Genomic DNA, 23,136 nt, shown 5'->3' on the forward strand with positions numbered 1-23,136 from the left:
TCATTGGGCGGGAAGGCCATCGGACGTGAAGGACGATGAGGCCTCTTCGTCCGGTCCGCCATTCAGTGGCCAACGCATTACGGGTTCATAGGATGCGCCGTCGCGACCCAGATGGCTCTGGTACAGCACGAGATGGGGCAGGGCGAAGGCATCGCTGTTCAGGGCCGCATGCGCTGCCCGCCACGCCGCAACCTCCGGTGCGCCGCCCGCCGAGCGCGGCATCCGGGCCAGCGTGATATGCGGGCGATAGGCGCGCCGCTCGGGCGGCAGGCCCGCGCGGATACAGGCCTGGTCGACCTTGCGGTGCAGATGGAGCAGGCTGTCCTGCGGCTGGACATCGGCCCAAAGCGTGTCGGCCTGGCCGCGATGGTCGAAGGCCCCGACGCCCGCAAGCCGAACGACCGGCGCGGGGGCGTGGACCCGGCCGAGCGCCGCGGCGATGTCATCGGCCAGTGGACGGTCCACTTCGCCGATGAACCGCGATGTCAGGTGCAACTGCGCGTCATCCTGCCAGCGTGCACGGGGCACGCCGTCCATCACGGCGCAAAGCCGTTCGCGAATGGCGGGTGGCGGGCGGAGGGCGACGAACAGTCGGAGCATGACAAAATATGTCTATCGCATCCGATATTGCGAATGGGAACCGCTTTGGGTTGAAATGCGTCCTCAACAGAGCGATATTTCCATCAACCGGCATGTGGCCGGGCAAAGGAGCAATAGTTCACCATGGCAAACTGGTCTGATCCACGGCCGAGCGCCGCGCCGTTCGGAACCACCGCCACCACGGGCTCGACCGCCTATGATGCGGGTCTGCGTTCGTACATGTTGTCCGTCTACAACTACATGACGTCGGGCGTGCTGCTGACGGGGATCGTCGCCATGCTCTTCGCCTGGGGCGGACGTGACAGCATGGCCGCGCAGGTGTTCATCAATGGCGGCTTCCTGAAATATGTCATCATGTTCGCGCCGCTCGGCTTCGTGTTCGCGCTGAGCATGGGCCAGACGCGCATGAAGACCTCGACGATGCAGCTGCTATTCTGGGCCTTTGCCGTCGTGATGGGGCTGTCGCTGTCGACCATCTTCCTGGTCTATAGCGGATCGTCGATCGCCGGGGCCTTCTTCTCCACGGCGGCGGGTTTTGCGGCGCTGAGCCTCTATGGCTACACCACCAAGCGCGACCTGTCGGCGTTCGGCACCTTCCTGATGATCGGTCTGGTCGGCCTGATCGTCGCCAGCCTGATCAACATGTTCCTGCACTCGGGCACGATGGCGCTGGTCATCAGCTTCGTCGGCGTGCTGCTGTTCGCGGGCCTCACCGCCTATGATACGCAGCGGACCAAGGACCTCTATTATCAGGTGCGTGGTTCGGACATGCGCGACCGCGTGGTCATCATGTCGGCGCTCAGCCTGTATCTCGACTTCATCAACATGTTCCTGTTCATCCTGCGTCTGTTCGGTTCGAACCGCAACTGACGCCCGCAAACAGGCCAAGGCCGTTGCAGGGGTCCGGTGGAGCGTCCGCCGGACCCCTTTTTGACGGAAGGATGGAGGCGATGCGCCTGTCGATCGAGGTCGCGCTCGAATATACGCTGCGGGAGCCCGCTGACATCCTGTTGCAGATCGAGGCGGCGCAGATGGCCGACCAGCGGCTGGAGCATCAGTCGCTGACCATCTGGTCCGATCACGCGGTCACGGCGACGGCGGGCGAGGACAATATCGGACAGCGCTGCTGGGTGCGCGCCGATCATGCCCTGATCGCGCGGTATGAGGCCATCGTCGCGATCGATCGGCCCGCTGTCGCGCTTCGGTCGCTGCCCGCCACACCCGTGCGGATGCTGGCCGGTCCGCTTGTCCCGTATCTGCTGCCCAGCCGTTATTGCGAGTCGGACAAGCTGGAAGGATTTGTGCGTCGGACCTTCGGTGGTTTGTCCGGCGGCGCGTTGGCCGCCGCGCTGGTCGATTGGACCGCGGACAATCTACGCTATGAGGCGGGGTCTTCGGTTGGGATGACGACCGCGCTCGACACGTTCGGGATGCGGACGGGCGTGTGCCGCGACTATGCGCATCTGCTGGTCGCGCTCGCGCGGGCGGCGGAAATCCCGGCGCGCTGCGTCGCCGCCTATGCGCCTGATGTGCATCCTTCCGATTTCCATGCGGTGACCGAATTGTGGCTGGATGGAGGCTGGCACCTGGTCGACCCCACCGGCATGGCCCGCGCCGAGGAGATCGCCCGCGTCTGTGTCGGGCGCGATGCCACCGACATCGCTTTCATGACCGTTTTTGGCGATGCCCAATTGTGCCGACAGAGCGTCCGCGTCGCGCGGCTGGATGCCCTCGCCTAGGAACGGCGCGCGGCATCGCTCGTTGATCCTGTCCATAGTGATGGGGACGTAGCATGACCGAGAGCATCGACGATCGCGCGCTGAACAGTATTTCCGTCGCGCCCGGTGGCAAGGATGCCGAGCAGGGCAACCGTTCCGCCACGCCGGATGCGAACCGGGACGAGACCATGGCCGACAAGCTGGAAGAGGATCCGGACAGCGTCGAGGCGCAACTGGACGAAAGCCTCGACGAGTCGATGGATGCCAGCGATCCCCCCTCGATGACTCAGCCGGGGCGCGATGAACCTGCGCCATCCTCCGGGGGCAAGGCGTAACCGCCAGACATGCCTGCATGTTGCGCAAATGGTGCATAATCCGATCATTGCGTTGCGGCGATATCACTTCGTCGCAACCAATGTTGCGACGCAGCGGGTTTCGTGATCGTCTGTCCTCGGCCCGTTCAGCCTTGCGTTAACCAATATGGTGCAGGGTGAGCGGGTGGTTCCGATGGGCGGGGTGACGAGATGGGATCGAAGATGAGACCGGCCGAAGGCGCGATGACATTGGCCGAGATGAAGGAATTTGCGGGCTTCGCGGCGGCGACCCAGCGTTATATCCGCCGCTCGCTCGACATCGGGCTGGAACGCGACGATGCGATGGCGCGCTGGTCGCGCGACGTGGTCGAAGCGGCGAGCATCCGTGCCCAGGCGCATATCTATCGCGGGCTTGACGAGGTCCGCCACCACGTCCCGGTCGATAGCGGCCTCGACGCGCTCGAACCCTTCATGACGCCGTTCGTGACGATCGCCGCGTTCGACCTGGGGCAGGGGCGGCTGACCAGCTTCTCGGCGTTTCGCTTTCTATATGAACGGCTGATCGGGGCCGAGGTCCGGCCCTGGCTGCCATCGGTGTTCTGCGCGGCGGCGGCGCTGCCGCACCTGCATCCCGAGTTGCGGCGGCAGTTGCTCCAGTCGATCAGCGAGGCGGCGGCGACGGCGGCGGGCTGGTCCAGCCGCCAGCCCGCCTTCTTCCCGCATTGGGTGGAAAAAGTCGACAGCAATGGGACATCGCTGGCCAGTTGAGGTCGATCGTCTCCGGCCAGGCCGATCGATCCGCGACCGGCCTGGCCCGCATCATCCGCGTTCGACGCGCGAGGCGGGCTCGGCGGTGACGGGGAAGCCCAGATCGTCGGGGATGCACAGATGGCGTTCACCGTCGCGGTCTTCCCAAAAGGGGGTGATCCGCCGCACGGGCCATGCTTCGGCATCGGCGACGGCGGCGGGATAATCGGGATAGAGCGTCAACCGCTCCAGCGTGCGCCGTGTCGGGAAAATGATCCGCATTTCGCCGCGGTCGGCGCGGTCCAGCGCGTCGCGCGCGGTCATCCATTCGGCGCGCGCCGTCTCGCCCCCGTCGATGCGTGGTTCGGAGCGGTCGCGCGGGATCGCGGCCAGGTAGAATCGCGCGTCGAACCGGCGGACCGGCACATATTCGGGGCACCAGCGGGTGAAGGGCGTCAGCCTCTTGACCGCGATCCGCAGTCCGGCTTCGTCCAGCAGCGTGGCAAAACCACGTCCTCGGGTCAGTCCATCGCGCAAGGCTGCGATCGCCTCGGGCGAGGGCGAAGGGGACAGGCCGATGGCGAGGCCGACTTCCTCGATCGTTTCGCGAATGGCCGCGATCCGCGCGGCGGCCTCCTCGCGGTCTTCGGCGATCCGGGCCAGCGCATGGTCGTCGGGATCGACCCGGCCGCCCGGGAATACCATCGCGCCACCCAGAAAGGTCAGCGACGCGCCGCGTTCGATCATCAATATCTCAGGGGGAGATCCGGCATCGGCCGCATCGCGCATCAGGATGGCGCCAGCGGCGGGAATGGGTTCGGGAAGCATGGCGTATCAACGCATCCTGCCGGATAAAGGCAAGCCGCCCTGGGCGGTTGGTTCGTTCAGGATATCAGGAAAATGGCGGGGTGGTGGAGCTGAGGGGAATCGAACCCCTGACCTCTGCAGTGCGATTGCAGCGCTCTCCCATCTGAGCTACAGCCCCGCCCCGGTCCCGAGCATCGTCGGGAGCGACGCCATTAGCCGGTGATCCGGCGGGACGCAACACCGCTTTGCGCGGAAAGGCGAAAATTTTTCGCGCTCCGTTCGTCCTTTTCGCCTGCGCATTCCATCGCTTCGCGCCAATGGGCGACGGAACATTCTCTCGACCTGTCTCATTGAAACACAACGGAAGGTACGGCCCGCCAGTGACGCGGTGTCGGCCCCCGCAGGACCGGACTTCAGGAGATTCAGAATGGCTTATGATCGCTATTCCCGCGGTGCCAATACTGGTGGGCGTGACGTCGACTATGGCCGTGATTACGGATCGGGACGAGACCATCGCTATTTCGGCGGCCGAGACTATGACTCGCCGGGCTCTTTCGATGAAGATCGTTATCAGGAGCGTAACGAAAACCGTCGTGGCTATGGCGCGCGCGATTATGGCCATTCGGGCTATGGCGATGGCACCTATGGGCAGCGCGGCCGTCAGAATGAAGGCCGGTATGGCGAGGGGCGCTCGGGCGGCTATGGTCCCTACCGCCCCAATCGCGGTGATTATGAAAGCTATCGCGACGGCGACCGCGATGCCTATCGTTCGGTCTATCGCGGCGATCGCGATTATGGGCGTAGCGCGCGCGACGATGACCGCGACACCTATCGGAGCGGGTCGAGCTATGGCGATTCGTCGCGGGGCTATGGCTATACCGGCGATCGTCAGGCGCGCGACTATGGCCGCCATCAGGACCAGGGGCGCGACCATGATCGTCGGCCGCAGGGCTATGACTATGAGGAACGCGGATTTTTCGCCCGTGCGGGCGACGAGATCCGCTCCTGGTTCGGCGACGAGGACGCCGAGCGCCGCCGTGATGCCGATGCGCGCTATGACGAGCGTTACTATGCGGCGCAGGACGAGGATTATCATCATTGGCGCACGGGCCAGATCGCGGCGCTGGATCGCGATTATGACGAATATCGCAACGAGAATCGCAGCAAGTTCCACAATGAGTTCAACACCTGGCGCACCGAGCGCCAGGGGCAGCGCGGCCTGTTGTCCAAGGTGACCGAGCATCAGGAGGTCGTCGGCTCGGACGGCAGCCATGTCGGCACCGTCGACAAGGTGCGCGGCGATCGCATCCTGCTGACCCGGAATGACAAGGATGCGGGCGGCCAGCATCATTCGATCCCGTCGCGCTGGCTGAAGTCGGTCGAGGACAAGGTCACGCTGGCCAAGACCGCCGCCGAAGCCAAGGCCCAGTGGCGCGAGGAGGACGATGCGCGCGCGATGTTCGGCGACCGCACCACCGGTTCGAGCGAGCGTTATGGCCAGTCGGGGCAGGGTGCCCATGGCGGGTCGGATCATGACCGGACCGGCACGACGGCGGGCCAGTCGATCGCGACCACCGGCACCACGGTCGACAAGAATCGCGGCTATTGAGGACAAACGTCCTGTGACGGTGACGTAATCGAGGGCCCGGGTGGATTTTACCCGGGCCCTTTCCCATTTCGGCGATCCGTTACCGGAAAAGGACCATGAGTATGAAGGCCTGGACACTGGCCGCGCGGCCCAAGGGGATGCCGCGCACCGAGGATTTCGCCCTGATCGAACAGGATCTGCCCGAGCTTGCCGAGGGGCAGGTGCGCGTGGCCAATCGGTGGCTGTCGGTCGATCCCTATATGCGCGGCCGGATGAACGACACGAAGAGCTATGTTCCGCCCTTCCAGCTTGGCGAGCCGATGCAGGGGGGCGCGATCGGTGAGGTGATCGAGAGCCGAGCCGAGGGGATCGCGGTCGGCACGATGGTCAGCCATATGGCGGGCTGGCGCGACGAGGCGGTGCTGCCCGCCGCGCATGTCCAGCCGCTGCCCGATCTCGCGGTCGATCCTCAGGCGTTTCTTGGGCAGTTCGGAATGCCGGGCATGACCGCCTATTACGGCCTTCTCCAGGTCGCCGACGCCAAGCCGGGCGATACGGTATTCGTGTCGGCGGCGGCGGGCGCGGTGGGATCGACCGTCGTGCAGATCGCCAAGGCCAAGGGCATGACCGTGATCGGATCGGCAGGCGGCCCCGACAAGGGCGAATGGGTGCGCAAACTGGGCGCCGATGCCGTGATCGACTATAAGGCGGGTCGGTCGGTCGCCGAGGCGCTGGGCGAGGCCGCGCCCGACGGGATCGATGTCTATTTCGACAATGTCGGCGGCGATCATCTCGACGCGGCGCTGGCCCATGCCCGGCCCCAGGCGCGCTTCGCGATATGCGGCATGATCGATGTCTATAACGACGCCAAGCCGACCAGCCTGAAATATCTGGCGCGCCTGATCGGCAATCGCGTTCGGATCCAGGGCTTCATCGTCAGCGATTTCAAGGATCATGCGGGCTTCTACCGCGACATGGGCGCGATACTGGGCGAGGGTCGGTTGCAGCGCGAAGAGACGGTGTTCGAGGGGCTCGACAAGACGCCGGCGGCGTTCCTCGCGCTGTTCTCCGGCGGCAATACCGGCAAGATGCTGGTCAAGCTGTAAGAGGATGGGACTGGGGGCGTCGCGCGATGCGTGCCCCCAGTCCCACCACGGATCCGGCGTCAGATCGCGCCGGAGAAGGTATCGCACCGGGCGGGATCGCCGGTTTCCATGCCGCGCCGCAGCCAGCGCATCCGCTGTTCCGAGCTGCCATGGGTGAAGCTGTCGGGCACCACGCGGCCGGTGGCTTCGCGCTGGAGCGTGTCGTCGCCGATCGCGCGCGCGGCGGTCATGCCTTCCTCGACATCGCCGGGTTCCAGCCGATCGCGGTTCCGTGCCGCCCAGACGCCCGCATAGCAATCCGCCTGCAACTCCAGCCGCACCGACATCGCATTGCCCTCGGCCTCGCTGCCCGCCTGCTGCGCGCGGCGGACCTGGTCCGAGGTGCCGAGCAATGTCTGGATATGATGGCCGAATTCATGCGCGACCACATAATCGCGCGCGAAGTCGCCCGCCGCGTGGAAACGGTTGGTCAGTTCGTCGAAGAAGCTGGTGTCCAGATAGATGCGCTGGTCGGTTGGGCAGTAGAAGGGCCCCATCGCCGACTGCGCCGCGCCGCAGCCCGACTGGCCCGATCCGCTGAAGAAGCGCAGCCCCGGCGGCTTGAACCGCTGGCCCGACTCGGCGAAAATCTGTTTCCAGGTGTTCTGCGCGCTGCTGAACGCGCGACAGGTATCGCGGCGTTCGGGCGAGGCCTCGCAGATCTGGCGGACGTCTTGCCCGCCCGATGACTCGGCGGAGCGGGTGACCGGCGCGTTGCCGCCACCGCCACCGCCGTTCAGAAGATTGAGCGGGTTCATGCCCAGCACCGCCAGGATGATGAGCACGACGATGATCCCGCCGCAGCCGAATCGGCTGCCGATCAGGGGGAGCAGCCCGAACAGCAGGCCGCCGCCGCCCCCCAGACCACCGCCGCCCTGCGCCTCGCCGACGTCGATATCATTGCCATAATCGTCGAGCCGCATCGTATCGTCACCCCTTTGTCCAACTGCCCCGTTATCGGGCCTGTCGGGTTGAACCCGCAAGGCCTTCCGGCAGTTGCACCAATGCATGTCCCACCGCATGGTGGGGACCGGGACCAAGGGAGAATGGCATGTTCCTGAAGGGCAAGACGGCGGTGATTTCGGGCTCCACTTCGGGCATCGGTCTCGCTTATGCCAAGGCGCTGGCAGCCGAGGGCGCGGCGGTGGTGCTCAACGGCTTTGGCGATGCCGAAGCGATCGAGGCGAATCGCGCCGCGCTGGAAGCGGCGAGCGGCGCGGCGGCGCTGTACGATCCCGCCGACATGACCCGCCCCGAACAGATCGAGGCGATGGTCGCGCGCGCGGTGGCGGAGACCGGATCGTGCGACATCGTCATCAACAATGCGGGCATCCAGCATGTCGCGCCGATCACCGAGTTTCCGGTCGAGAAATGGGATGCGATCATCGCGATCAACCTGTCCTCGGCCTGGCATCTGATGCGCGCCGCCATTCCGCACATGCGCGAAAAGGGCTGGGGCCGGATCATCACCACCGCCTCGGCGCACAGCCTGGTCGCCAGCCCCAACAAGTCCGCCTATGTCGCGGCCAAGCACGGCGTGGTCGGCATCACCAAGACGGTGGCGCTGGAAGTGGCGACCGATGGCATCACCGCCAATTGTATCTCGCCCGGCTATGTCTGGACGCCGCTGGTCGAAAACCAGATCCCCGATACGATGAAGGCGCGCGGGCTGACCCGCGAGCAGGTGATCGAGGATGTGCTGCTGAAGGCACAGCCGACCAAGGAATTCGTCACCGTCGAACAGGTCGCCGCGCTGGCCCTGTTCCTGTGCCGTGACGAGGCCAAGGCGATCACCGGCGCGAACCTGTCGGTCGATGGCGGATGGACGGCGCAGTGATGCGGGGTGCCGTCGCGCTCTGCACCGGATGGGCGCTCATGGCGGCCGGGGCGGGGGCAGGGGTGGCTCCGGGCATGAGCGGGCCCGCCGCCGCCCGCCGTGCCGAGCCGGCCGTCGACTGGCGTCGTGTCGCGACCGAGCAGGACCGTGTTCGCCTGCGCGGCTGGCGCAACGCGTGGATGAAGGGGCTGGAACAGGCGCGTGGGGGTGGCTTTGCCAAGGACATCGCGGCGCTCGGCAATCTGGGCGATGCGGATTATTCGGTGGCCGGGCCAGGCTTGCCCGATGGCGACTATCGCTGCCGCACGATCAAAATGGGGACGCAAGGGCGCGCGACGCTGACCTATGTCGCCTATCCCTTTTTCCGGTGCCGCGTGTCGGGCCAGGGGGCGCAACTGGTCAAGCTGGACGGCCTGCAGCGGTTGGCGGGCCAGCTTTATCCCGACACCGACGCGCGCAGCATCTTTCTGGGCACGCTGATCCTGGGCGATGAGCTGGGATCCTATCCCTATGGGCGCGACCGGGCGCGCGACATGGCGGGGGTGGTCGAACGCGTGGACGAAAAGCGCTGGCGGATCGTCTTTCCCTACCCCGCCTACGAATCGGTGGTCGACATACTCGAACTGGTGTCGGCGAGAGGCTGACCGTCCCGCGTCATCGTCATGACAGGGCCGGGGGCATGGGCGGCGAGGCGTTTTCGCGCTTTTCCGGGCGGATATAGATGGAGGACAGGCTCGGCACGGCAAGCCGAAGCTCGTCCTCCAGCCCTTCGATCAGCATCTCGGCCTCGCCCATCGGCAGGTCATCGACAAAATCGGCGCTGATCGCGGCGAAAATGCTGTCTGGCGCGGTGTGGATGGTGCGGACATGGTTCACATGGGTGATCCATGGGCGATCGGCGACGATCCGGCGGATCGTCTCGATCACCCGCGGGTTGGCCCGCTCGCCGATCAGAAGACCCTTGGACTCGCGCGCCAGCAGGATCGCGACCAGCCCCAGCACCAGACCGATCAGGATCGAGGCGACGCCATCGATGCGCGGGTCGTTCAGCCTGTGCGACAGCCAGACGCCCATCCCGGCGATGACCAGCCCGGCCAGCGCCGCCGAATCCTCGAAGAGAACGATGAAGCCTGGCGGGTCCTTGGATTGGTGGATCGCCCGCCACCAGCCGCTATCGCCCTTGGACCGCGCAAACTCGCGTACCGCGATCGTCCAGCTCGCCCCTTCCAGCACGAAGGCGATGGCCAGCACGATATAGTTGACGGTGGGATCGAGCAGCGGCTCGGGATCGCGAATGTGCAGCCAGCCCTCATAGATCGAGATGCCCGCGCCTAGTGCGAAGATCAGGATCGCGACGACGAACGCCCAGAAATAGAGTTCGCGGCCATAGCCGAAGGGATGGATCTCGTCCGGCCCGCGCCGCGCGCGCGTCTGTCCATAGAGCAGCAGCACCTGGTTGCCACTGTCGACCACCGAATGCACGCCCTCGGTCAGCATCGAGGAGGAGCCGGTGATCCCCGCCGCCACGAATTTGGCGACCCCGATGCCGAGATTGGCGGCCAGCGCGCCGTACAGGACGAAATTCTCGCGAATGCGGGCGGTCAGGCCGGTATCGGGCATGGGCGGTTAAGCGTCCGACCGCGGCGGTTGTTCCGGTATAAAAACAAACCCCGCCGGGGTGGGCCCGGCGGGGTCGCCTCCTTCCCCAAGGAAGAGGATGTGGCGGAGCATCGGCTTCGCCCGCGCCCGGAGCGAATGGCTGGTTCTACGGTCGTTCCTGCTGGCGAATCCGTTCCGCCCGGGCGTCGTTATGGGGGTGGGACGTGCTCGGATCGCTCAGGATGCGATCCGGCCCAGCCGGTGATAGAGGTGCGCGAACTTGATCGAGCGAGGATCGTCCGCGACCCGCTTCACATGTTCGGCGACGGCTTCCTTCATCAGGGCGAAGTCTTCGGTGGAGAAGACGGCGCGGCTGCGTTGCGGTTCGGTCGGCATGGTGGTCTCTCCTTATTGAACGGGGGTGGCAGCATCAGGCCGCCTTTTCGAACTGGGCGGCCTCGGTGGATTCGGCGAGCGCGGTGGTCGAACTGCCGCCGCCCGACACGGTCTGCGCGATCAGGTCGAAATAGCCGGTGCCCACCTCGCGCTGGTGCCGGGTCGCGGTATAGCCATGCGCCTCGGCCGCGAACTCGGCCTGTTGCAGCTCCGAATAGGCCGCCATGCCCCGGTCGCGATAGCCACGCGCCAGCTCGTACATGCCATAGTTGAGCTGGTGGAAGCCGGCGAGCGTGACGAACTGGAACTTATACCCCATCGCCCCGATCTCCCGCTGGAAGCGGGCGATGTCGTCGCGGTCGAGATTCTTCTCCCAGTTGAAGCTGGGCGAGCAGTTATAGGCGAGCATCTTGTCGGGATGCGCCTTCTTGATCGCCTCGGCGAAGCGGCGGGCGTCGTTCAGGTTGGGCTTGGACGTTTCCCACCACAACAGGTCGGCATGGGCCGCGAAGGCGAGGCCGCGCTTGATGCAATGGTCGACGCCGGTGCCGTCCTTCAGGCGGAAAAAGCCCTCTGCCGTCCGTTCGCCCGTCAGGAACTCGTGATCGCGCTCGTCCACGTCCGAGGTGATGAGCCGTGCGCTTTCGGCATCGGTCCGCGCGCAGATCACCGTCGGCACGCCCGCGACATCGGCCGCCAGCCGCGCGGCGTCCAGGTTGCGGATATGCGCCGCCGTCGGGATCAGCACCTTGCCGCCCAGATGGCCGCACTTCTTTTCCGAGGCGAGCTGGTCCTCGAAATGCACGCCCGCCGCGCCGGCCGCGATATAGGCCTTCATGATCTCATAGCAGTTGAGCGGCCCGCCGAACCCGGCTTCGGCATCGGCGACGATCGGCGCGAACCAGTCGCGCGACGCGCCGCCCTCCGCATGTTCGATCTGGTCGGCCCGCGCCAGCGTCGCGTTGATCCGCCGCGCCAGGTCCGGCCCGGCATTGGCGGGGTAGAGCGACTGGTCGGGATACATCTGGCCCGCCGTGTTGGCGTCCGCCGCGACCTGCCAGCCCGACAGGTAGATGGCCTTCAACCCGGCGCGAACCATCTGCATCGCCTGATTGCCCGACAAGGCGCCCAGCGCATGGACGTGATCCTCGGTCCGCAGCAGGTCCCACAGCTTGAGCGCACCGCGCCGGGCGAGCGTATGTTCGACCGCGACCGACCCGCGCAGCCGTGCGACATCGGCCGGGCTATAGGGACGAGTGATCCCGTCGAAGCGCCCTGCGGGGGCCGGGATCAGATCGCTGAAGCTCTGGGTCATCATCCTGTCCTTTACAAAACCACTTGATGTTGAGCGAATGATGGCGCGCTTTTCCGACAGAGCCTATGCGGCGATCGCAATCTACGGGGTGATGGGGTCGCGATCGACGGTGTTGAAGCATGTCATGTTGTAAAGAATTGACAGGCTGCTAGATCGCGAGGCAGGATCGCTTTCGGCCAGCAATGGGAGAGGGATGGTGAGCGGCGAGAAGCTGATCGCGGGACATGCGGTGCGTCGCCTGCGCCGGCAACAGGCGCTGTCGCAGGCGGCGATGGCCGACATACTCGATATCTCGCCCAGCTATCTCAACCTGATCGAGCGCAACCAGCGGCCGGTTTCGGCGGCGCTGCTGGTCCGGCTGGTCGAGCGGTTCGACTTCGATCCGCGCGCGCTGACCAGCGACCCCCCCGGCGGCGGCACGGCGGCGATGCGGCGACGGCTGGCCGATCCGATGTTCGCCGACCTGGAGATGGACCGCACCGAGCTGGAGGAATGGCTGGCCGCCGCGCCTGCCGGGGCCGAAGCCTTCGCCCGTGCCTTCGACCGGCTGGCGGGGCAGAGGACGGGCACGGCGGGCATGGTGGTCGAGGCGGACCCGACCCATCTGGTCCGGCGCGAGATCGAACGCTGGCGCAACCATTTCGCCGACCTGGACGCGACGGCCGAGGCGCTGGCGGACGAATTGCGCATGGGCGCGGGCGACCTGTACGGCGCGCTGGCCGAGCGACTGCGCGTTCGCCATGCGCTGGCGATCCGCATCCTGCCAGTCGAGATCCTGCCCGACACGCTGCGGCGGCTCGACCTGCACGCGCGGCAGCTCCAGCTTTCCGAGATACTGGACGCGCCCGCCCGGGTCTTCGCGCTGGCGGTCCAACTCGCGCAGTTGGAGGCGCGTGCGGAGATCGAGGCGCTGGTGAAGGGTGCGGCCTTTGGCGACCGCGTCGCGGACCGGCTGTTTCGCCGGTATCTCGGTCAATATTTCGCGGCCGCGCTGGTCATGCCTTATGCCCGTTTCCTGCGGGCGTGCGAAGCGACCGGCTATGACCTGGATCTGCTGTGCCGTCGCTTCGGCGTGTCGCATGAGGGTCTGGCGCATCGCCTGACCACGTTGAACCGTGTCGGTGCGCGGGGGCTGCCCTTCTTCATGATCCGCGTCGACCGGGCGGGGCAGGTGTCCAAACGCTATGCCGGCGCGGCGCAGTCCGCGCTGGTCGAGGCGGAGGGGCGCTGCCCGCTATGGTCGCTGTTCGCCGCCTTTGACCGGCCCGACGCGGTGCTGGTCGAAACGGTGGAGATGGAGGATGGCACGCGCTTCCTGACCCAGTCGCGCGCGGTGCAGGGCGCGGGACGGTCGCTGTCGGGCGTGACCGCGCGCTTCGCCATCGCGCTGGGGGTGGAGGTCGCGACGGCGAAGGGACTGGCGGCGGCGCGGGGGCGTGATCTGAACGGACCGGCAACGCCGATCGGTGCCGGATGCCGTCAATGCCTGCGTCCCGATTGCGCGCAGCGGTCGCTGCCGCCACAGGGGCGCAGCCTGATCGTCAACGACCGCGAGCGCCGTATCGCGCCGCTGCATTTCGCAGGCGATTGATCGCGAAGGCGGATTTCACAAAATCGAAGGGATTCCAGATTAGGTGTCGATCCGAATGACGCAGCCGCCCAGACGTTTCGGATCATTGCAATTCCGCTTCGGCGCGATGCTGACGGCTCTGCTCCTCGTGTTCCTGATGCTATGCGTCTGCAACCTGATCCTGAACCGCAAGTTCTTTCACCAGGTCGGAACGATCCAGCAGACGGTCCTCGCGCTGGGGCTTCACGACACACAGGATAACCGGCTGAACGATCTTCGGGTCGAGATCGGCAACGTCACGCGACAGGCGGAGCGCGGCCTCCCGGTGCCCGAGGCGCGGTGGCGGGGCCTGGAGCGGGCGATCGGTCAGCGGCGCGCGATCGCACCGCTCGACGATGCGGCGTTGCCGGACCATGGCGGCGCGCTCCTGATCGCCGAACGCGCCGCCGAAGCCCGCTTTGCCGGGGTGGCGTCGGCGATGATCGCCGCCGCGCGGCGCGATGCCGGCACGGTGAAGGCGAATATGCCGGGCTTCGTCGCCGGCCTTCGGCAACTGGAGCAGCGGCGCGAGGCGGTGCATCAGATGCTGGTCGGCGAGATCAAGACGCGCGGCGCCGAGGCCGAGGCGCTGGGCCGACGCGATGTCGCGCAGACCAGGCTGTGCGCGCTGCTGGCATTTCTGGTCGTGGCGGCGTTGATCCTGTGGTTGCGGATGCGGATCCTGTGGCCGGTCATCGAGATCGTCGCGGCGGTGCGGGCGATGACGGGCGGCGCGGCGCTGCCGCCGCTCGCCTCGTCCCGCCGCGTCGATGAACTGGGCGATCTGGCGCGTGGACTGGACGCCCTGTCGCAGGCGGTGGCCGAGCGTGGGCGTATTCAGGCGCAGGTCGAATATCTGGCGCATCACGACCCGCTGACCGGGTTGGCCAATCGGCTGGTATTCTCCGACCGGCTGAGCGAAACGCTGAATGCCGGGCATCGCATCGCGCTGGTCGCGATCGATCTGGACGGGTTCAAGGGCGTGAACGACACGCTGGGCCATGCGACGGGCGACATGCTGCTCAAACGGGCCAGCGCGATGCTGACCGCAGCGGCGCGTGAAGGGGATCTCGTCGCGCGGATCGGCGGCGACGAATTTGCCATCGTTCATCGTCTTCGTCCCGATGAGGAGGATGCGGGCGCGTTGATCGAACGGCTTTTTGCCATCATCGCCGCCGATCCCGCCTCTCCGCCGGCCCCGGCGATCCGGCTGAGCATCGGTGTCGCCCTGTCCCAGCGCCACAGCGTGGAGGGGGACGAACTCCATGCCTGCGCCGATATCGCGCTCTACCGGGCAAAGGCGGATGGCCGCCACCGCGCCCGCCATTATGACAAGCTGATGGACGAGGAACGGCGACAGCGTCGCTGGCTGGCGCATGAACTGCGCGATGCGGGCGTTCGGGGCGAACTGGGTCTGGCCTTTCAGCCGATCGCCGATTGCGCGACCCGCCGGATCATCGGCCAGGAAGCGCTGGCGCGCTGGCATCATCCGGTGCTGGGCGAGATCAGGCCCGATATCTTCATCGCGATCGCCGAGGAAAATGGCCTGATCGGCGAGATCGGGCAGCAATTGCTGGCCGATGCGCTGTCGATCGCGGCGGGCTGGCCGACGGCGTGGATGCTGGCGATCAACCTGTCGCCGGTGCAACTACGCGAGCCCGATCTGGCGGAACGGATGCTGGCCAGCATGGCCGCGCATCGAATGGCGCCGGACCGGATCGAGGTCGAGGTGACCGAAGGCGTGCTAATCGACCGGCGCGAGACCGCGACCGCGAATCTGGCGCGGTTGCGCGCCGCCGGGGTGCGCATCGTGATGGACGATTTCGGCACCGGCTATTCCTCGCTCAGCAGCCTTCAGCAATTCCCCTTCGACAAGATCAAGATCGATCGCAGCTTCATCCATGGCATGGGGCAGAGTGGGCCCGCGCTGTCGATCGTGCGCGCCTCGCTGGGACTGGGACACAGCCTGAACATCCCGATCGTCGCCGAAGGAGTGGAGACCGAGCAGCAATGGCAGACGTTGTGCGAGATGGGTTGTGACCAGATCCAGGGCTATCTGATCGGTCGTCCCGTCGCCCATCGGGCCGAGGCGGCCTGAACCGATCAAAGCGATCGGTGCGCTCAAGCCCCGCTGGCGTCGAGTCGCGCCAGTTGATCGTCCGACAATGACAGGCGCATGGCGGGGATCAGTTCCTCCAACTGGCGGACGCTGGTCGCGCTCGCGATCGGCGCGGTGATTCCGGGCTGTGCCATCAGCCAGGCGAGCGCGACCTGTGCCGGGGTCGCAGCCAGTTCTCCTGCCACCGCGTCGAGCGCCGCGAGCACTGTTTCGCCCCGACCGGCCAGCAATGCGCCGATCTCCTGTCCGCGCACGCTTTGCGACAGATCGGCTTCGCGGCGATATTTGCCGGTCAGGAAGCCGGAGGCGAGGGCATAATAGGGGACGACGCCGATATTCTCGGTGACGCAATAATCCTGAAGCTCGCCTTCGAACCGGTGACGGCTGACCAGATTATATTCGGGTTGCAAAACATGATAGCGGGGCAGGCTGGCATCGCACGCCGCCTCGTTCGCGGATTTCAGGCGCGCGGCGGAGAAATTGGAGGCGCCGATCACGCGGACCTTGCCCGCCTCGACCAGCTTGGCAAAGGCGTGCAGCACCGCGTCCTGCGGCTGGTCCTCGTCATCCTGATGCGCAAAATACAGGTCGATCCGGTCGGTGCCCAGGCGGCGTAGCGAGGCCTCCGCCGCCGCCGCGATCCGTGCGGGCGACAGTTTTTCCCCGCCTTCGCCGGGCAGCATCCCGACCTTGGTCGCGATCAGCACCCGGTCGCGCTTGCCGCTGGCCTTCAGCCATTCGCCGATCATCGTTTCGGACTCGCCGCCCCGATGCCCGTCGACCCAGGCGGAATAGACGTCCGCCGTGTCGATCATCGTCCCGCCCCGGTCGACAAAGGCGTCGAGGACCGCGAAGCTGGCCGCGCGATCCGCGGTCCAGCCAAAGACATTGCCGCCCAGGACCAGCGGGGCGATCATCAGGTCGGTCGAGCCCAGGCGGCGAAGCGGCATCTCGGTCATGACGGCATCAGCTTTCATTGTCGGTGGAATTCGCCGCCTCAACGTCCGAAGGGGCCATCGCATTCAGATCGACCGCATTCGCGTCGCGCATGGCGGCGGCCTCGTTGAGCTGGCGGTTCTCGGCTTCGCTCAATCCGCCGGAATTATCCTGCGCGGAGCAGGCGGCGAGCGACAGGAGCGCGGCGGTCATCAGGATGCGGGTCATGGCTGCCATCATGCCGCAACCGGACGGGTTTGGGAAAGACGGCGGCATCCGCGATGCGGCGGGGCGCGTTCCGGCTCATCCCGTCGCATCGGGGCCGACCACTTGGCGATGCGGCCGGAGCCGACGCCGTGCCGTGACGAAGGCCACCAGCCGGTCGATTGCCGCCACCAGGACCAGCGACGCGCCGAACAGCGGCATGACGATGCCCGCCACCGCCAGCGCCACCAACAGCCCGCGTATCCGCGCGCCCGACAGCGGCGGCGGCGCGCCGAGGCGTCCCGCCGGGCGGCGTTTCCACCACATCGCCACGCCGCTGATCGTCAGCGTCCAGATGGCGATGCAGGGGATCAGCATGACCAACTGGTTGGGCCGACCCGCATAGTTCCCCATGTGCAGTTGCACGCCCAGTTCGGTTGCCTTGCCCAACAGGCCATAATCGGCGAACCGGACCTCCGCACCGATCGGCCGCAGGCTGTAGCGATCGACATAGAGCGTGCGCTGGCCCTGCGGCTGGTCGGGATAGGTGAAGACGGTATAGACGCCGCTCGGCTCCATCGGCAGGAAGAGCCGATAGGCGGGGGGCCAGCCGCGCGCCCTGAGCAGTGCCGCGACCCGGTCCGTCCCCTGGATCACATGCGGATCGCTGGGCAGGCTGGTTCCGACGGCAGGCATATGGTCGGCATGACCCGCCATGCTCGATCGCGGCATCGGCGCATCCTCCAGCGTCCAAGGGGCATCGCCCAGCGCGGCCTTCATCGGCACGCTTTGCGGGATGCCATATTGGCGAAAGGACGGTGGATAGCCGATCCCCGCCGCCGCGCCGAGCCGGTGCAGCATGGGCCCGGTCACGTCGGCCCAGGGCAGGCCGGTGACGACGAGGAACCCGACCAGCGTCACCGTCCATAGCCCGACCGGCGCATGAAGATCCCGCCAGAAGCGTCGCCCCCGCCCCGACAGGCGCGGCCAGAGCATGCCGCTGCCCCGCCAGCCGCCGCGCGGCCACCAGAGGATGACGCCGGTGACGAGCAGTACCAGCGCCCAGCAGGCGGCCAGTTCGATCACCCATTCGCCCGCCACGCCCAGCAGCATCGATCGGTGCATCGCGTCCGCCCAGCCGACCAGCGTCCGGTCATAGACGACGCTGCCCAGCACCCGCCCGCTTCCCGGATCGACCGCGACGCGCAGCGGGGCGCCGTGCCGGGGCGTGACGAACACCACCGCCGAACGATCGGGGGTGGCGGGCGTGTCGATCCGTGTCGCGGTGCCGGGATGCGCGGCGAGCGCGGCCCCGATCATCCGCGACACCGGCACCGATGTCGCGCTTGGGATCACGTGGCGCAGTTCGGGATAGAGCGCATCGTTCAACTCGTCGTTGAACAGATAGATCGCGCCCGTCAGGCTGAGCATCAGCAGCACGGGCGCGACCAGCAGGCCCGCCCAGAAATGCCAGCGCCAGATGGTCCGGTGAAAGGCGGCGCGTGCGCGCGGGGTCATGGCGGGGGCGGTCACAGGCGCGCCGCCAGCGCGATCTCGAAGGATCGCGGCGCGCCGATATAGATATTGGTGCTGGGATAGCCCGAATATTCGCCGTAGAATCGGTTGGTCAGGTTGCGTCCGCGCAGGGTCACCGTCGCATGGGGACCGACCGGCCAGGACAGGCTGGCGTCCAGCACAGCATGCCCCGCCACCCGGATGGTGTTGGCGGTATCGGTATAGAAGGCGCCCGCATGGCGCAGGAACCCGGCCAGCGTCACGCCGGGCGCGAGGGTATAGCTGGCCGAGGCGTTGAGTGTGGTCGCGGGGACGTTGATCGGGCGGTTGCCGCTGCGATCGACGCGCACCCCGCCGACCAGCTCGGACAATTGGTCATAGCGCGCATCGACATAGGCGATGCCGGTCGACAGGCGCAGCGGAGGGAGGGGGACGACCTCCGCCGTGACCTCGCCGCCGCGTGACGACTGGCGGCCCCCCTGAACGCTCAACGTCGGATTGGCCGGATCGCGTGTCAGGATATCGTCCTGAACGATATGGTAAAGCGCGCCGGTCACCGTCGCGCGGCCCGCCCAGCCGCCGGCCTTGAACCCGGCCTCATAGGAGCGCCCATGCGTCAGGCGGAAACGGCTGTTGGTGATCGAGGCGAGCAGGATCGTCGAAACCGGCGACACGGCGGTGGTATATTGGGCGTAGAGCGTCACGCCCGGCATCGCTTCCCAACTGGTGCCCGCGCGCCACGACACCGGATCGAAGGTCGGACGATGACGCTCGACCGCGCCGCTCCTGTTCTGGATCGTCGCGCGGTCGAGCGCGATATGGTCCCAGCGTATGCCGCCGACCAGCAGCCAGCGCGGGGTCAGGTTGACCGCATCCTCGGCGAAGACCGAGCTTTGGTTCAGTTTCGACCGGAAGGTGATGTCGCTGGTGAAGACACCCGGCCCGCTTGGCACGGCGATCACCGCCGGGTCGCGCAGGGCGACGATGGGCAGGGTGCCGACCGGGGACTGCCGGCGCAGGCTGGTGAAGTCGGTCTCGTTATGCTCGACGCCCAAGGTGACGCGGTGGCGCAGGCCCGCCACCTGTCCGTCCCGTCCGATCGCCCCGCGCGCATTCCAGAAATGCTGGTCGTGGCGGAAATCCTGATAGCCTTGCGCAAAGCCGCCCTGGGGCCGCGCAGCATCCGGCGCGACGAAACGCTGCGTATCGGCGAGCAGGAAGGCGCGGTCGGCGGTATAGCCGGTCAGGTCGAGCGCGAAGGTCCAGCCGTCGCCCATCGCCCAGTCGAGCCGCGAGCGCACCGTCGTTTCGTCCGCGCCCGACCACGCCCCGCGCGGATTATAGTTGCGACGTCGTAACGATCGGTCGACGACCTGGCCATCGGCGGTCCTGACCGCATCGCTGGGGTCCAGCGCGTAGCGACCGGGGATCAGCGGCAGGCCCTGATAGGTCGCGTCATAGCGATCCTCGAAATGATCGATCGCGACCAGCAGCGACAGGCGATCGGACGGCCTGAACAGCGCGCTGGCGGTCAGCCCGGCTGAAAAGCTGGCATTATGGTCGACATCGTACAGGCTGTCGGACCGCTGATAGCTGGCATCGGCGCGGATCGCGGTGGTGGCGGAGATGGGCAGGTTCACCCCGCTCGCGGCATAAATCGTGCCGAAGCTGCCGCCGGACAGCAGCATGTCGATGTGCCGTTCGCCCAGCACCGGCTTGCGTGTCACCTTGTTGATGACGCCGGCCAGCGCGCCTTCGCCATACAGCACCGAGGCGGGGCCCTTCAGTACCTCGATCCGGTCGTAATGCCACAGATTGCCGTCGCGCTGGGTGACGGTGGACGCGGCGAGGCGCACGCCGTCCTGCAGGATCGATACGCTGTTGCCCGCGAAACCACGCATGGACACCACCGCCGGATTGCCCGGCACATTCCCCGCGATCGCGCCGACCACCTGGTCGAAGGCCTCGCGCGCGGTGCGCAGGCCGCGGCGTTGCAGTTCGTCCTGGCCGAGTATCTCGATGGTCGCGGGGGTCTCGCGGATCGACAGCGGCAGGCGGCTGGCCGCTCCCGCCTTGTCGTCGAGCGACGGCCTGGCGCGTTGCCCGGTGACGATTACCGTGGCGGCCGGGTGCGGGGGATCGGACTGGGCGGTGGCCGGAACGGCCAGCAACAGGCAGGGCGCGATTGCGCCCGCCATCAGGGAGGATGTCATGCGTGGAATACCTTCGTCCGCCCCGCGCTCGACCGAGCGGGGGCGTGGATCGTGACGGGACCGCGCGACCAACGGACGCGCGGCCGATGTGGAACGATCAGGCGCGGCGCGGCGGTCCGCGCAACGGGGGACGAAGGCGGGGCGACGCGGCGGGCGGCGGCGGCGCGATCCGCGCCAGCCCGGTCGCCATGACGAAGGCGATGAACACCGCCAGCAGGATCGGGTCGACCGCGCCCAGCATCGCGGTCGACAGACCGGCAAAGGCGCATGGCATTTCGCGCATGTCATGCGCCTTGCCCGGATGTTCGTCATGATCCGCCGACGCCCCGGGATGCATGGCGGCATGATCCATCGGGGCATGATCCATGGGCGCATGATCGATCATGGCCATTGGCCCATTCATCGGCCCGCTCATCGGACTCGTCATCCGGGGCATGGCGACGCTGCCCGGGCACAGGATGATCGCGGCCCGGCCATCGACCCGGTCGATCATGTAGCCGTTCGGCACGATCAGCCGCAGCGCCAGCACCGCCGCGCACAGCAGCATGGCGAAATCGCGTTGCGCGAGCAGGCGGCGGACGAACGGCACGACGCCAGCCTAGTCGTGAGGCCACAGCCTGTCACCCGGACAGCTTGCCCCATCGATGAACCATGAATTGAATGTCATGTTCGGCGCGGGCTATGCAGGGCGCGCGGTGGGAGCCCGCCTGGTCCTTGCGGGAATGCGGGCTCGCTCGCATCGCCATTCCCTTCCCGCGCCGCATGGGGATCAACGACCGGAGTAAGATCGATCGCGACGCCCATTCGCCTGCTTTCGACGGCCATCGGCCTGTGTTTCACCCTGACGCCGATCATGCCCGCCCAGGCGCAGCGCGGGCCGCATATTCCCGAGCCCATGATCTTCGACATGATCCGGCCGCTGACCGCCGGGCGCGGCGAGGTGGAGGTGAACACGCTGGTCCAGCATGACCTGTCGGGTCCGCGGGGCGAGGTGGAATGGGCTCCCGAGATCGAGATGGCGGTGGCGGATGGCGTCGCGGTCGAACTCGAACTGCCGCTGATCGATCGGCGCGTCGTCCAGTACAAGATGGGGCTTCAGGGCAGGCTGGGCCATCTTCGCGGCGGTCGCGGCATTCACGGGGTGCAATATCTGGGGCTGTACGACCGCGCGGACGGGCGCTGGCATTCGACCCTGCTCTGGCTGCTGGGCAACCGGTTCGGCGAACGCTGGAGCATGATGACGATGGTCGGCATCGGCGACGTGACCCTGCGCGAGGGCAATGAGACCGGGCTGGTCGTCAACCATTCGACCTTTTACGATCTGAACCGCGACACCGTGCTCGGGCTGGAGGTCAATCGGCAGAATGGCGACGGTGCCTATTGGCTGATGATGCCGCAGGTCCATCGCGGCTTTGGCAAGCTGGGCGTGCAGGGCGGTGTCGGAGCGGAACGCGCGCGCGGCGAGCGATTCCGCCCCAGGCTGGGCTTGCGCGTGATCCGCGCGCTATGAGGGGCGCTGCGGGCAGGACGGGAGGATGAGCATGGCGATCGAACTGATCTGTCTCGATGCGGACGATACGCTCTGGCACAATATGCGCCACTTCGCCGCGACCGAGGAGGCATTGGTCGGCCTCCTGGCCCCCTTTGCCGAGGCGCGGGTGGCGCGGGCCACGCTGGAAGCGTGCGAGGCGCGCAACCTGCGTCTCTATGGCTATGGCGCGAAGGGCTTCACCCTGTCGATGGTCGAGACGGCGGTGGAACTGGCGGGGCCGACCCTACCCACCGACCTGATCGCGCGCGTGCTGGAGGCGGGGCGGCAGTTGCTGGCGCATCCGGTCGAACTGCTCGACGGCATTGCCGGGACGATGGCGGCGCTGGCCGCACGCGGTCGGCTGGTGCTGGTGACCAAGGGCGACCTGCTGCACCAGGAGGCCAAGCTGGCCGCGTCCGGCCTGGGCGAGTGCTTCGCCGATGTCGCGATCGTCAGCGACAAGACGCCCGACACCTTCCGCCAGATTTTCGCCCGGCACGGCGTCGCCGCCGAAGCGACGGTGATGGCGGGGGATTCGATGCGCTCCGACGTGCTGCCCGCGCTGGCGGCGGGCGGCTGGGCCGCGTTCATTCCACAGCCGCTCGCCTGGCACCATGAGACGGGCGAGGAGCCGATCGATCATCCCCGCTTCCGACGGCTGGCGCGGCTGGGCGACCTGCCGGACTGGATCGACGCGATCGGGTAGGGGAGAGGCGCGGGCCCGTCGGCGATTGCCATTCCTGCGAGCGCCCCGCACATTGGGGCGGCAAAGCCCAAGAGAGGGGACAAGCGGTGATCGGTATGACGTAACGCCCGCTATTGTCCTGATTCTGAAATAATATTGATTTGCTGATGCGCGGTATCGAGTGTCCGCAGGCAGAAGCGCTGGATAGAAGCGAGAATGTCGTCGGCGGACTTTGCCCATCTGAAGGGTTTGGGGTCT

At 66.9% G+C, this 23,136-nt stretch carries 23 protein-coding genes and 1 tRNA gene; 12 read left to right on the forward strand and 12 right to left on the reverse strand.

Annotated features, from left to right (window positions below; all coding sequences use genetic code 11):
• Positions 1–600 carry an RNA 2',3'-cyclic phosphodiesterase gene (thpR, locus tag RN629_RS04875; protein WP_407034144.1) on the reverse strand — a complete coding sequence of 200 codons (600 nt, stop codon included), beginning with the start codon at positions 598–600 and terminating at the stop codon, positions 1–3.
• A 123-nt stretch (positions 601–723) separates the two neighbouring features.
• On the opposite strand from thpR, the gene RN629_RS04880 reads away from it, so the two are divergent.
• The 4 genes from RN629_RS04880 to RN629_RS04895 all read left to right on the forward strand — a co-directional run bounded on the left by RN629_RS04880 (position 724) and on the right by RN629_RS04895 (position 3,400).
• The gene (locus tag RN629_RS04880; RefSeq protein WP_407034145.1) at positions 724–1,470 is read left to right on the forward strand and encodes a Bax inhibitor-1/YccA family protein; all 747 of its coding nucleotides are present in this window, start codon (positions 724–726) and stop codon (positions 1,468–1,470) included.
• An 80-nt stretch (positions 1,471–1,550) separates the two neighbouring features.
• Entirely contained in the window at positions 1,551–2,339 is a 789-nt protein-coding gene (locus RN629_RS04885) for a transglutaminase-like domain-containing protein (RefSeq protein WP_407034146.1), read from the forward strand.
• A gap of 53 nt (positions 2,340–2,392) precedes the next feature.
• Positions 2,393–2,653, forward strand: a complete 261-nt coding sequence (locus tag RN629_RS04890) for a hypothetical protein (RefSeq protein WP_407034147.1) — start codon at positions 2,393–2,395, stop codon at positions 2,651–2,653.
• A gap of 201 nt (positions 2,654–2,854) precedes the next feature.
• Positions 2,855–3,400, forward strand: a complete 546-nt coding sequence (locus RN629_RS04895) for a hypothetical protein (RefSeq protein WP_455189831.1) — start codon at positions 2,855–2,857, stop codon at positions 3,398–3,400.
• Positions 3,401–3,451: 51 nt separating this feature from the next.
• On the opposite strand, the gene RN629_RS04900 is transcribed toward RN629_RS04895, so the two are convergent.
• Together RN629_RS04900 and RN629_RS04905 are read right to left on the reverse strand one after the other, a co-directional pair.
• Positions 3,452–4,207, reverse strand: a complete 756-nt coding sequence (locus RN629_RS04900) for an NUDIX hydrolase (RefSeq protein WP_407034149.1) — start codon at positions 4,205–4,207, stop codon at positions 3,452–3,454.
• A gap of 81 nt (positions 4,208–4,288) precedes the next feature.
• Positions 4,289–4,364, reverse strand: a tRNA-Ala gene (locus tag RN629_RS04905).
• Between the two features lie 249 nt (positions 4,365–4,613).
• Here RN629_RS04905 and RN629_RS04910 point away from each other — a divergent pair.
• Together RN629_RS04910 and RN629_RS04915 are read left to right on the forward strand one after the other, a co-directional pair.
• The gene (locus tag RN629_RS04910) at positions 4,614–5,795 is read left to right on the forward strand and encodes a DUF2171 domain-containing protein (protein ID WP_407034150.1); all 1,182 of its coding nucleotides are present in this window, start codon (positions 4,614–4,616) and stop codon (positions 5,793–5,795) included.
• A 101-nt stretch (positions 5,796–5,896) separates the two neighbouring features.
• Entirely contained in the window at positions 5,897–6,880 is a 984-nt protein-coding gene (locus RN629_RS04915) for an NADP-dependent oxidoreductase (protein WP_407034151.1), read from the forward strand.
• A 59-nt stretch (positions 6,881–6,939) separates the two neighbouring features.
• Here RN629_RS04915 and ypfJ read toward each other — a convergent pair whose 3' ends face one another.
• The gene (ypfJ, locus tag RN629_RS04920; RefSeq protein ID WP_407034152.1) at positions 6,940–7,842 is read right to left on the reverse strand and encodes a KPN_02809 family neutral zinc metallopeptidase; all 903 of its coding nucleotides are present in this window, start codon (positions 7,840–7,842) and stop codon (positions 6,940–6,942) included.
• A gap of 128 nt (positions 7,843–7,970) precedes the next feature.
• Here ypfJ and RN629_RS04925 point away from each other — a divergent pair, with 128 nt between their 5' ends.
• Together RN629_RS04925 and RN629_RS04930 are read left to right on the forward strand one after the other, a co-directional pair.
• The gene (locus RN629_RS04925; RefSeq protein WP_407034153.1) at positions 7,971–8,756 is read left to right on the forward strand and encodes a 3-hydroxybutyrate dehydrogenase; all 786 of its coding nucleotides are present in this window, start codon (positions 7,971–7,973) and stop codon (positions 8,754–8,756) included.
• The gene (locus RN629_RS04930; protein ID WP_407034174.1) at positions 8,756–9,400 is read left to right on the forward strand and encodes a DUF4893 domain-containing protein; all 645 of its coding nucleotides are present in this window, start codon (positions 8,756–8,758) and stop codon (positions 9,398–9,400) included. The genes RN629_RS04925 and RN629_RS04930 overlap by 1 nt, the downstream gene beginning before the upstream one ends.
• 16 nt (positions 9,401–9,416) lie before the next feature.
• On the opposite strand, the gene RN629_RS04935 is transcribed toward RN629_RS04930, so the two are convergent.
• From RN629_RS04935 to aceA, 3 genes are all read right to left on the reverse strand, one after another.
• Positions 9,417–10,376: a cation diffusion facilitator family transporter gene (locus tag RN629_RS04935; protein ID WP_407034154.1), complete on the reverse strand. Its 960-nt coding sequence runs from the start codon at positions 10,374–10,376 to the stop codon at positions 9,417–9,419.
• Between the two features lie 216 nt (positions 10,377–10,592).
• Positions 10,593–10,751, reverse strand: coding sequence for a hypothetical protein (locus RN629_RS04940; protein WP_307103943.1), 159 nt, complete (start codon positions 10,749–10,751; stop codon positions 10,593–10,595).
• Positions 10,752–10,785: 34 nt separating this feature from the next.
• Positions 10,786–12,066 (reverse strand): isocitrate lyase, encoded by a 1,281-nt coding sequence (gene aceA / locus RN629_RS04945; protein ID WP_407034155.1) that lies wholly within the window; start codon positions 12,064–12,066, stop codon positions 10,786–10,788.
• A 196-nt stretch (positions 12,067–12,262) separates the two neighbouring features.
• On the opposite strand from aceA, the gene RN629_RS04950 reads away from it, so the two are divergent.
• Both RN629_RS04950 and RN629_RS04955 read left to right on the forward strand, forming a co-directional pair.
• Positions 12,263–13,657 (forward strand): helix-turn-helix domain-containing protein, encoded by a 1,395-nt coding sequence (locus RN629_RS04950; RefSeq protein WP_407034156.1) that lies wholly within the window; start codon positions 12,263–12,265, stop codon positions 13,655–13,657.
• 43 nt (positions 13,658–13,700) lie between these two features.
• On the forward strand, positions 13,701–15,773 hold the full coding sequence (locus tag RN629_RS04955) for a putative bifunctional diguanylate cyclase/phosphodiesterase (RefSeq protein WP_407034157.1): 2,073 nt from the start codon (positions 13,701–13,703) through the stop codon (positions 15,771–15,773).
• 23 nt (positions 15,774–15,796) lie between these two features.
• Here RN629_RS04955 and RN629_RS04960 read toward each other — a convergent pair whose 3' ends face one another.
• The 5 genes from RN629_RS04960 to RN629_RS04980 form a co-directional block, all read right to left on the reverse strand.
• Positions 15,797–16,753 carry an aldo/keto reductase gene (locus RN629_RS04960; protein ID WP_407034158.1) on the reverse strand — a complete coding sequence of 319 codons (957 nt, stop codon included), beginning with the start codon at positions 16,751–16,753 and terminating at the stop codon, positions 15,797–15,799.
• Between the two features lie 7 nt (positions 16,754–16,760).
• Positions 16,761–16,958 carry a hypothetical protein gene (locus tag RN629_RS04965; RefSeq protein ID WP_407034159.1) on the reverse strand — a complete coding sequence of 66 codons (198 nt, stop codon included), beginning with the start codon at positions 16,956–16,958 and terminating at the stop codon, positions 16,761–16,763.
• Positions 16,959–17,033: 75 nt separating this feature from the next.
• Complete coding sequence (locus RN629_RS04970) at positions 17,034–18,467, reverse strand: PepSY-associated TM helix domain-containing protein (protein ID WP_407034160.1); 1,434 nt, start codon at positions 18,465–18,467, stop codon at positions 17,034–17,036.
• Positions 18,464–20,662 (reverse strand): TonB-dependent receptor, encoded by a 2,199-nt coding sequence (locus RN629_RS04975; RefSeq protein WP_407034161.1) that lies wholly within the window; start codon positions 20,660–20,662, stop codon positions 18,464–18,466. Before RN629_RS04975 ends, RN629_RS04970 begins: the two co-directional genes overlap by 4 nt.
• 97 nt (positions 20,663–20,759) lie before the next feature.
• Complete coding sequence (locus RN629_RS04980; RefSeq protein ID WP_407034162.1) at positions 20,760–21,251, reverse strand: hypothetical protein; 492 nt, start codon at positions 21,249–21,251, stop codon at positions 20,760–20,762.
• A gap of 264 nt (positions 21,252–21,515) precedes the next feature.
• Here RN629_RS04980 and RN629_RS04985 point away from each other — a divergent pair, with 264 nt between their 5' ends.
• Both RN629_RS04985 and RN629_RS04990 read left to right on the forward strand, forming a co-directional pair.
• A complete protein-coding gene (locus RN629_RS04985) occupies positions 21,516–22,172 on the forward strand; it encodes a hypothetical protein (protein WP_407034163.1) in 657 nt (218 codons plus the stop codon).
• 31 nt (positions 22,173–22,203) lie between these two features.
• Positions 22,204–22,899 carry an HAD family hydrolase gene (locus RN629_RS04990; protein WP_407034175.1) on the forward strand — a complete coding sequence of 232 codons (696 nt, stop codon included), beginning with the start codon at positions 22,204–22,206 and terminating at the stop codon, positions 22,897–22,899.
• The last annotated feature ends 237 nt before the right edge of the window (positions 22,900–23,136 follow it).

The organism is Facivitalis istanbulensis (assembly GCF_040560405.1).
Taxonomy (GTDB): Bacteria; Pseudomonadota; Alphaproteobacteria; order Sphingomonadales; family Sphingomonadaceae; genus Sphingomonas; species Sphingomonas istanbulensis.